Source organism: Micromonospora tarensis (genome assembly GCF_016803395.1).
GTDB classification, from domain to species: Bacteria; Actinomycetota; Actinomycetes; order Mycobacteriales; family Micromonosporaceae; genus Micromonospora; species Micromonospora tarensis.
The window spans coordinates 63,910-72,340 of record NZ_JAEVHL010000011.1 but is presented as its reverse complement, the minus strand read 5'-3'; the positions used below and the strand labels follow the sequence as shown (position 1 = coordinate 72,340).

Sequence of the window (8,431 nt, the reverse complement as noted above, 5' to 3'; positions counted from 1 at the left end):
GGCTGGCGCCCGCGCTGCCGGAGGCCCCGCCCCCGTGGCAGGCCCGGCAGCGGGGCGCCATCTGGGAGGCGCCGAGCTGGCAGCTCGACCAGGGCGGCGGCGACGCGCCGACCTGCCGCTGCTCGCCACCGTGGGCACGGTCGGCGGCGAGCTGGCCGTCGTCAACCTGGGGCGTGCGCCGGGGATCGTGGCGCTCGGCGGGGACCGGACGACCGCGCTGCGCATCGCGGGCGCCTTCCTCGACGACGTCAGTCGCGACCCGGCCGCGGCGACCGTGGCGATCACCGTCGTCGGCCCGCCACCTCAGCTCTGGTTGCTTCCCGGGCGGATCCGCGTCACCACCGACGTGCGGGACGCGGTGCCGCCGGTCGACGGCGCCGTGGACGCTTCCCCGCCGGGCGGACTGCGCGACCACCTCGTGCTGGTCACCGCCGCGATCCCGCCGGCCGACCTGGAACGGCTGGGTGCGCTGGCGACGGTCTCGGGCAACTCGGCGGCCGTGCTGGTCGTCGGCGAGGCGCCGAACGCGGCCTGGCGCTTCGAGGCCGGCTCCGACGGGTCCCTCGACGTGGGCGTGCTCGGGCTCGACCTCGATCGCCCCGGCGTCACCTCGGTCACCCGGGGTTGAGGCCGTGTCTCCTGTCTCCGACTGTCCAAAGATTGGTGTGGCGATGAAGGCCCTCATCCCTCGTCCGCTGGTCGGCGCCGTGGCGCTCGCCGTGGCGTTGCTCCTGACCGGGTGCACGACGACGGTGACCGATCCGACCGGCGTGCCGCGGCCGGACAGCGGTGCGGTCCAGCCGCCGGGAAGCGGCACCGTGCAGCAGTCGGACCCGGAAGCGGCGCAGAACGACCTCGGGCGGCGCAGCTCCGACGGCGGCTACTGGCCGGCGTCGCTGCAGCTCGGCGACAACCCGGAGCTGGGACCGGTGGTGCTCGACGGGCAGGGCTTCACCCTCTACCGGTTCGACCGTGACAGCTCCGCGCCGTCGCGGTCGGTCTGCACCGAGGGCTGTCTCATGCGGTGGCTGCCGGTGCTGGTCAGCGAAAAGATCAAGTTCGCCAACCTGGACCCCGCCAAGCTCGGGGCGGTGGCCCGACCGGACGGCACCCAGCAGGTGACGGTGGGCGGCTGGCCGGTGTACCGCTTCGCCGAGGACCAGGTGCCCGGCCAGATCTCCGGGCAGGGCCTCGACGGGGCCTGGTTCGTGGTGGCCCCGGACGGCAGCAGGGCTGCCGCACCGACGGGCCAAGTTAGTTGATGTCGCAAATAAGTGACGGAAGATACACATTCGTTCGTGATCTTTCGCATACGAGGAGCACTCCCGCATCCTGTCTGGGCACCGATCAAGATCGGCATCGTGGGCCAGTAGAGGGTGGTAGGTATGGCGGGTTCAAAACCCGTTCGGCGGCAAGAGGTCGCGGATGAAGCCTTGGTCCGATCCCTGTACGAGGAGCACGGTCGCGCGATGCTCGCATACGCGACGCAGTTGACCCGCGACCGCGCAGCGGCGGAGGACGTCGTCCAGGAAGCGCTGGTGCGGGCCTGGCGCCACCCGGACAGTCTGGTCAACGGCAAGGGTTCGGTCCGGGGATGGCTGCTGACCGTGGTGCGCAACATCGTCACCGACACGGTCCGCGCCCGCCGGGCACGGCCGCCCGAGGTGCCGGAGAGCCCCACGGACGTCGCCGTCTCGCGCGACCACGCCGAGCAGGTGGTGGCCTCGGTGGTGGTGGTGGACGCGCTCAACCGCCTGTCCCGCGAGCACCGTGAGGTGCTGGAACAGGTTTACCTACTGGGGAGTACAGTCGCGGAGGCCGCGAAGGCGCTGGGCATCCCGCCGGGCACGGTCAAGTCACGCTCCTACTACGCACTCCGGGCGCTGCGCGACATCGCGGGTCACCCAGCCGGGGTGGAACGGTCTGCCTCATGACATCCGACAGCTCGATGCCGGCCAGTGACCACGTGGACATCGGCGGCTACCTGATGGGCGAGCTCGATCAGGAGCAGGTCCGGCAGGTAGAGGAACACCTGGCGGGCTGCGCGGAGTGCCGGGCCGAGGTCGAGTCGCTGCAGGGGTGGAAGACGGCACTCGAAGCGGTACCAGAGGCCATGCTGCTCGACGGTCCACCCGAGGGCGGCGACCTGATGTTGCAGCGGACCCTGCGCCAGATCCGCAGCGAGTCGGCCGGCCGGCGCCAGCGCCGAGGGGTGCTGTTGAGCAGCGCGGCTGCCGTGGTCGTCGCGGCCGCCATCTCGGGCGGCGTCCTGCTGGGCCGCACGACCGGCCCGTCCCCCGACAGCACCGCCCTGCCCGCCCCGTCGACGAGCACGACCACCGGCGACCCGGCGACCCGGTACGCCGGCGCCACCGACCCGACCACCGGCGCCCGGATCACCGTCGCCGTCACGCCCGCCGCCGGCTGGGTACGTGTCAACGCCGCGGTCTCCGGCGTTCCCGCCGGGGAACGCTGCCGACTCATGATGATCGGCAAGGACGGCAGCACCGTGCAGGCAGGTAGCTGGCTGGTGTCCCCGAAGGGGGCGATCGACGGCACCACGCTCGACGGCAGCGCCCTGATCGACCCCGCCCAGGTCGACGCCGTGCGGGTCGAGACCACGGACGGCAAGGCGTACGCCACCGTGAAGCTCTAGGCGACCCGGGAGACCTGCCGGTCGGGGACGGGTCCGCCCCCGGTCCCTACCGGTACTCCTGGAGGCACTGCGTGGTTCGGCCCCCGGTGAAGCCGTCCCGGAACGCCTCCACCCGGGCGAAGCCGGAGGGGATGCCGGCGCCGTTGACGTCCGCGGCGATCAGGCTCCGCGGCCGGAGCATCTCCGCCACCGCCTCGTCCAGATCACCGGGCGACAGTTGCAGGACAGCGCCCCGGCCCGCCATGATCGTCGCCGCCCAGACCCCGGTCAGACACGCCGTACGCTGCGCCGTCGCCAGACCGGTGAGGGGATAGCCGGCCGCGTGCTGGACGGCCAGCGCGTACCGGGAGGCGACCTCGGCGAACGCCGCGAAGTCCCCGAGCCCGCCGCCCGTCCCCTGCTCGGGCGGAGTGCCGATGCGTGCCAGCTCGGCCACGTCGAGACCCACCGTGTTCGTCTGTGGGCAGTACGAGGCAGGAGCGGTGCCCCGCACCTCGGCGCACGGCGGTGGGCTCGGGTCGACTGTCGGCGCTGCGGCATCGGGCCGGTCGAAGGCGGCACGCAGCGTCTGCTCGAGCGCCCGCAGGGCGTCCCGGTCGTCGACCCGCAGGTTCCCGGCGCCCGCGTCCAACGACGACGCCTGGCCGCTGGCGGGTTGGGTGATCCGCCGCCGGACCTCCGCCTCGTCCATCCTGGCGCACCGCGCCGGGCCCTCCCCGAAGCCGAACTGGAACGCCGAGACCCGGTCGAACGCGTTGCCGTGGGCGCCTTGCGCGTCGAAGCCCGTGCCGGCGGCGTCGCGGATGAAGAAGAGCGTGGCGAGGATCTGGTTGAGCCCGGGCCCGGTGGCGAGCTGGAAGTGGGGGGCGTTGCCTTCGGCGACCCAGCGCAGGACGCTGCCCGCGTAGCAGTCAGCCTGCTGCTCGCGGACGATCGAGCGACCGTCGGCCGTACCGAGCCGGGACTGCACGGCGTGCCCCACCTCGTGGGCCAGCACGGCCACGACCGCCATCGGCCCGAAGGAGTCGTCGAGGACGGGCAGCAGTTGCCCCCGGTCCCAGGCCACCGAGTCGTCGGCCCGGCAGTAGAAGGCGTTGACCGCCCCCGCGGTACCGGTGCCGCAGACGGTCGTGTCGGGGCCCCTGGAATCGTACGAGACCAGCCGGACGACGGGCTCGAACCGTCGTCCGAAGGTCGCCGGCAACTCGTCCCTCCAGTACCGCTGCACGTCGTCGACGGCGTTGCGGGCGAGCCGGTCCAGCTCGCCGCCATCACCGCCGACGACCGCCAGGGGAGAATCCGGCACCCCGGGCCGGGGCCCGCTCGCGCCGTTGGTGATCTCCAGGCCGCCGACCGTGGTGGCGTTCCATCGCGCGGCGTCACCGGTCCCGCTCACGGCGCGTGCGCAGCCGCCCAGCAGAGCGGCCGCCACGAGGGCCGACCCGATGAGGCTCGCCGCCCGCCTCCGACGAAGCGTCATGCACCCGTACCTCTCACTCCTGGTCCGCCGGCCGGGGCCACCGGCGGCGCGTACGACGACGGTGTGCCGGCCCGGCGCGAAGCCGGACCGGCACACCCGAGGTGGGGACGGTTGGTCAGTTGAAGCGCACCGAGGCCACGGCGTCGTCGAAGCCGATCGTGGCCAGGTCGGCGACGTCACCGTTGATCACCTTCGAGCGACCGGTGCAGTCTGGACCCGTCCAGAGCTTCAGCGAGCCGGGCGCCGCGACGGACGAGGCGACGCCGGGACGGCTCAGGTTCTGGCAACCGCTGCCGGCGGCACCCTGGGAAGCGCCGTTGTCGCTGAAGTTGGCGTCGTCGAAGAGGACCACGCTGGTGGCGGGGGGAGCCGTCGACCCGCCGGCGTCCGGCGTGCTCTGGTCGTCGGCCGGTACGCCGGCCTTGCCGCCGGTCGGGGTCACGCCGAACCAGGTGCCGCCGACGCCCTGCCCGAGGGTGTCGCCGCGCTTGGTGTCCTTGGCGAAGCGGTAGACGGGCCAGCCGTTGATGGTGACCTGACGGGTGCCGTCGGCGCGCCGGACGGTACCGACGGCCGCCTTCTTGATGCCCGCGATGAAGATCTTGCCGCCCGGGGTGACGGTCACCGGCGGCCAGGTCACCGCGCAGTCACCGGAGCAGTTCGAGGTGGGCGGGTTGTTGCTGTCCTTGTCGAAGCGGTAGAGCGTCAGCCCGGCCCCGTTGACCACTACGGGGTTGAGGTCACCGGCGCGGCTCGCGGTCAGCTGGACCCACTTCTGCGCCGTCTGACGTACGGCCTCGGGCGCGACGCCGCCGCTCGGAACGGCCCAGTCACCGGTGCCGGCTGGTGAGTTGTTGGACTTCGCGGTGCCGGGAAGCAGCGCGAGGTCATCGGCTGCGGCCCCGGCTGCGGGTGGCGCGGCCGGGCTGGTGGTCGCCTCGGCGCGCGCCGGTTGCGGCGCCTCCGGGGTCGAGCCGCACGCGGTGAGCGTGGCAATGCCGACGGCCAACAGGGCGACGAAGGGCGCGAGGTGCTTGCGCATCATGTCGGAGTCTCCACGGTGTCTACCCGGTTCCAGGACGTCCGGAAGCGGTTCGGCATCCACACGGGGCCCGACCGGAATCGGTTCAGCCGTGCCCGCTGCCCGCGCGAACGGCCGGTCCTGGCCGCCGCCGTCAGGGATGCGCGGCGGTCACCGTCGCGTCGATCAGCCAGCGCGAGATGGAGTACGCGGGCGGCAGCTCCGCCGGCAGCGCGTCCAAGCCGAACCAGCGGGCCTCGGTCAGCTCCGCCAGTTCACCGGCGGCGGGCGCCCTGCTCCGGTCGGCCTCCGGCGAGAAACCCGCCGCCCTGCCCGGTCACGCGCCGCCCGGCCGCCGGTCGACCACCCCGGCCCCGGCCGGCACGTCAAACGCGGTGGTGTCCACGGATTCGGAGTAACTGCTCAACGCCAGCTCCATCGGTTTGCCGTCGACCGCGCCAAGGAAGCTGCCGAGCACGCCCTCGGTGGTCACGCAGGCGGTGAAGTCGCCCGACGCGCTCTGCACCTCGACGCAGGCGGCGTGGTGCCCGGCGATGGTGGTGTCGCTCTGCTTGATGACCGCCTGCGGGTCGAGTGCGGCGGCGGTGAGCATGCCGACCACCACCGGCGGTGTGACGAGGCCCTGCCGGTTGGCCTCGCCGAAGAGCGTGACGGTGGGCTTGCCGCCGGGGGTGGGCGGGGTGATCAGTGTGCACTCCGGTCGGGCCCCGGTGGTCGTGCACCGGGTGATGGCCTCGGGGGTGACGGTGAGTCGGCCACCCGGGTAGGTGTACGCGGAGCGGGCCGGGTCCTGCGCCTGCACGATCGCGGCGCGCTGGCCGCCGGGAAGCTGGTAGTCGGCCGAGTAGGTCAACTCCAGTGCTCGATCGAGGCGGACGGCGAGGTCGTTGACGAGTTCCGAGCGACCCATGGCGACTCCGGCGTCCTCGAATGTCTGACAGCCAGTGACCGTGAGCGACGCGATGACCGACACGGCGAGCATGCGGAGGGTGGTCGAGGCGGCGGGCATGGCGACCAGCCTGGTGGATCTGGTCCGCGCAGCGCAAACCCGTTGCCGGTTGACGCCCGGAAATCCGGGAATGTCCGTCAGTGCGGGGCGACTCGGGTGCGCGGGCGACGCCGTGCCCGTTCCCGCCGCCCGATACGCTGCGTTCAACACCTGCCTCAGCCGCACCGTCGCGGCCCACCCACGGACCGGATCACAACAACGAGGAGCGACTTAGTGGCAACCATCGAGGGAATCGTCGCCCGGGAGATTCTCGACTCGCGGGGCAACCCCACGGTCGAGGTCGAGGTCGGCCTGGACGACGGCACGGTAGCCCGCGCCGCCGTGCCCTCCGGCGCCTCCACCGGCGCCTTCGAGGCGATCGAGCTGCGTGACGGTGACGACGACCGCTACCAGGGCAAGGGCGTGGAGAAGGCGGTCTCCAACGTCGAAGACAAGATCGTTGACGAGATCATCGGGTACGAGGCCAGCGAGCAGCGGCTGATCGACCAGAAGATGCTCGACATCGACGGCACCGACAGCAAGTCGGAGCTGGGCGCGAACGCCATCCTCGGGGTCTCCCTCGCGGTGGCGAAGGCCGCCGCCGGCAGCGCCGAGCTGAGCCTCTTCCGCTACCTGGGCGGCCCGAACGCGCACCTCCTGCCGGTGCCGATGATGAACATCCTCAACGGTGGCGCGCACGCCGACTCGAACGTCGACATCCAGGAATTCATGATCGCGCCGATCGGCGCGCCCACCTTCCGCGAGGCGCTGCGCTCCGGCGCGGAGGTCTACCACGCGCTGAAGTCGGTGCTGAAGAAGAAGGGCCTGTCCACCGGGCTGGGCGACGAGGGCGGCTTCGCGCCGAACCTGCCGACCAACGCGGCGGCCCTGGACCTGATCGCCGAGGCGGTCGAGAAGGCCGGTTACCGGCTCGGCACCGACATCGTGTTCGCGCTCGACGTGGCCGCCACGGAGTTCTTCGAGAACGGCACCTACACCTTCGAGGGTGCCGGGAAGTCCGCCGAGGAGATGAGCGCCTACTACACCAAGCTGGCCGACGAGTACCCGATCGTCTCGATCGAGGACCCGCTGGCCGAGGACGACTGGAGCGGCTGGCAGACGCTGACCGCCTCGATCGGCGACCGGGTGCAGATCGTCGGCGACGACCTGTTCGTGACCAACCCGCAGCGGATCGCCCGTGGCATCGCGGAGAAGGCGGCGAACGCGGTCCTGGTCAAGGTCAACCAGATCGGTTCGCTGACCGAGACCCTGGACGCGGTGGACCTGGCCCACCGGGCCGGCTTCAAGTGCATGATGAGCCACCGCTCCGGCGAGACCGAGGACACCACAATCGCCGACCTGGCGGTGGCCACCGGCTGCGGTCAGATCAAGACCGGCGCGCCGGCGCGTTCGGACCGCGTCGCGAAGTACAACCAGCTGCTCCGGATCGAGGAGGAGCTGGCCGACGCGGCGCGCTACGCCGGTGCTGGCGCGTTCCCGCGCTACCGTTCGGCCTGAGACGCGGTCGGGAAGCCCCGCAGCGGGGCTTCCCGACAATCTCTGTAACGCCTGATGCCTCGGGGGAGGGGTGTGACGATGCAGCAGCGCCGCACACCGGGTGGTCAGCGTCCCGCGCGCCGGCCGGGTCAGTCCGGTCGGCCGGGCGGCGGTCGCGCCACCCGGGGATCGGTACGGGAGGCCGGCGTACGCGCCGAGCCGCGCGGTGCCGGTGGTCGGGCGCCGGGCGCTGCCCGGGGCGCCGAAGGGGTGCGCTCCGCGAGTCGTCCGGCCGCCGCTCGGCGTACCGCCGCCGGTGGTGCCGTCAAGCGGCTCGTCGCGCCCCATCCCCGTCGCTTCACCGGCCGGGCGACAGTGCTGTTCGCGGTCCTGATCGCGCTCGCCCTCGCGTACACCTATCCGGTGCGGGTCTACCTGGACCAGCAGGCCGACATCGAGCGGATGGAGGCCGCGCAGGCGGCGCAGGAGCAGGAGATCGCGAAGCTCGCCGCCGAGGCCGCGAAGTGGCAGGACGACGCGTTCATCGAGACCAAGGCCCGGGAGCGGTTCTTCATGGGCCGGCCGGGCGAGAAGATGATGGTGGTGCTGCACGACCCGGAGGGCGCGGCCCGGGACGCCGGCAAGGCGGGCGGTCCGACCACCCCGGCCGGGCCGACGACCTGGTACGACACGCTCTGGTCGAGCGTCAAGGCGGCGGACAGTCAGCAGCCGGGTAAGTGATTCACCGATCAGCGTGACTGGAGAGAC

Annotated in this window: 9 protein-coding genes; 6 read left to right on the top strand and 3 right to left on the bottom strand. The window is 72.3% G+C overall.

The features are described 5' to 3' along the window. From JM949_RS04580 to JM949_RS04565, 4 genes are all read left to right on the top strand, one after another. The coding region (locus JM949_RS04580; protein ID WP_238432578.1) for a hypothetical protein at positions 1-628 on the top strand (628 nt) is incomplete at its 5' end. A gap of 43 nt (positions 629-671) precedes the next feature. Continuing rightward, positions 672-1,262, top strand: a complete 591-nt coding sequence (locus tag JM949_RS04575) for a hypothetical protein (RefSeq protein ID WP_203147178.1) — start codon at positions 672-674, stop codon at positions 1,260-1,262. A gap of 123 nt (positions 1,263-1,385) precedes the next feature. Continuing rightward, the gene (locus JM949_RS04570) at positions 1,386-1,934 is read left to right on the top strand and encodes a sigma-70 family RNA polymerase sigma factor (RefSeq protein WP_203147177.1); all 549 of its coding nucleotides are present in this window, start codon (positions 1,386-1,388) and stop codon (positions 1,932-1,934) included. Next, complete coding sequence (locus JM949_RS04565; RefSeq protein WP_203147176.1) at positions 1,931-2,656, top strand: anti-sigma factor; 726 nt, start codon at positions 1,931-1,933, stop codon at positions 2,654-2,656. The genes JM949_RS04570 and JM949_RS04565 overlap by 4 nt, the downstream gene beginning before the upstream one ends. A gap of 46 nt (positions 2,657-2,702) precedes the next feature. Here the strand turns inward: JM949_RS04565 and JM949_RS04560 are convergent, their stop codons facing one another. The 3 genes from JM949_RS04560 to JM949_RS04550 all read right to left on the bottom strand — a co-directional run bounded on the left by JM949_RS04560 (position 2,703) and on the right by JM949_RS04550 (position 6,187). Next, entirely contained in the window at positions 2,703-4,136 is a 1,434-nt protein-coding gene (locus JM949_RS04560) for a neutral zinc metallopeptidase (RefSeq protein WP_203147175.1), read from the bottom strand. Positions 4,137-4,251: 115 nt separating this feature from the next. After that, positions 4,252-5,181, bottom strand: a complete 930-nt coding sequence (locus JM949_RS04555; RefSeq protein WP_203147174.1) for a hypothetical protein — start codon at positions 5,179-5,181, stop codon at positions 4,252-4,254. A gap of 313 nt (positions 5,182-5,494) precedes the next feature. Continuing rightward, the gene (locus JM949_RS04550) at positions 5,495-6,187 is read right to left on the bottom strand and encodes a hypothetical protein (RefSeq protein WP_203147173.1); all 693 of its coding nucleotides are present in this window, start codon (positions 6,185-6,187) and stop codon (positions 5,495-5,497) included. 213 nt (positions 6,188-6,400) lie between these two features. On the opposite strand from JM949_RS04550, the gene eno reads away from it, so the two are divergent. Next, on the top strand, positions 6,401-7,684 hold the full coding sequence (eno, locus tag JM949_RS04545; RefSeq protein ID WP_203147172.1) for a phosphopyruvate hydratase: 1,284 nt from the start codon (positions 6,401-6,403) through the stop codon (positions 7,682-7,684). A gap of 78 nt (positions 7,685-7,762) precedes the next feature. Beyond that, the gene (locus tag JM949_RS04540) at positions 7,763-8,404 is read left to right on the top strand and encodes an FtsB family cell division protein (protein ID WP_203147184.1); all 642 of its coding nucleotides are present in this window, start codon (positions 7,763-7,765) and stop codon (positions 8,402-8,404) included. The last annotated feature ends 27 nt before the right edge of the window (positions 8,405-8,431 follow it).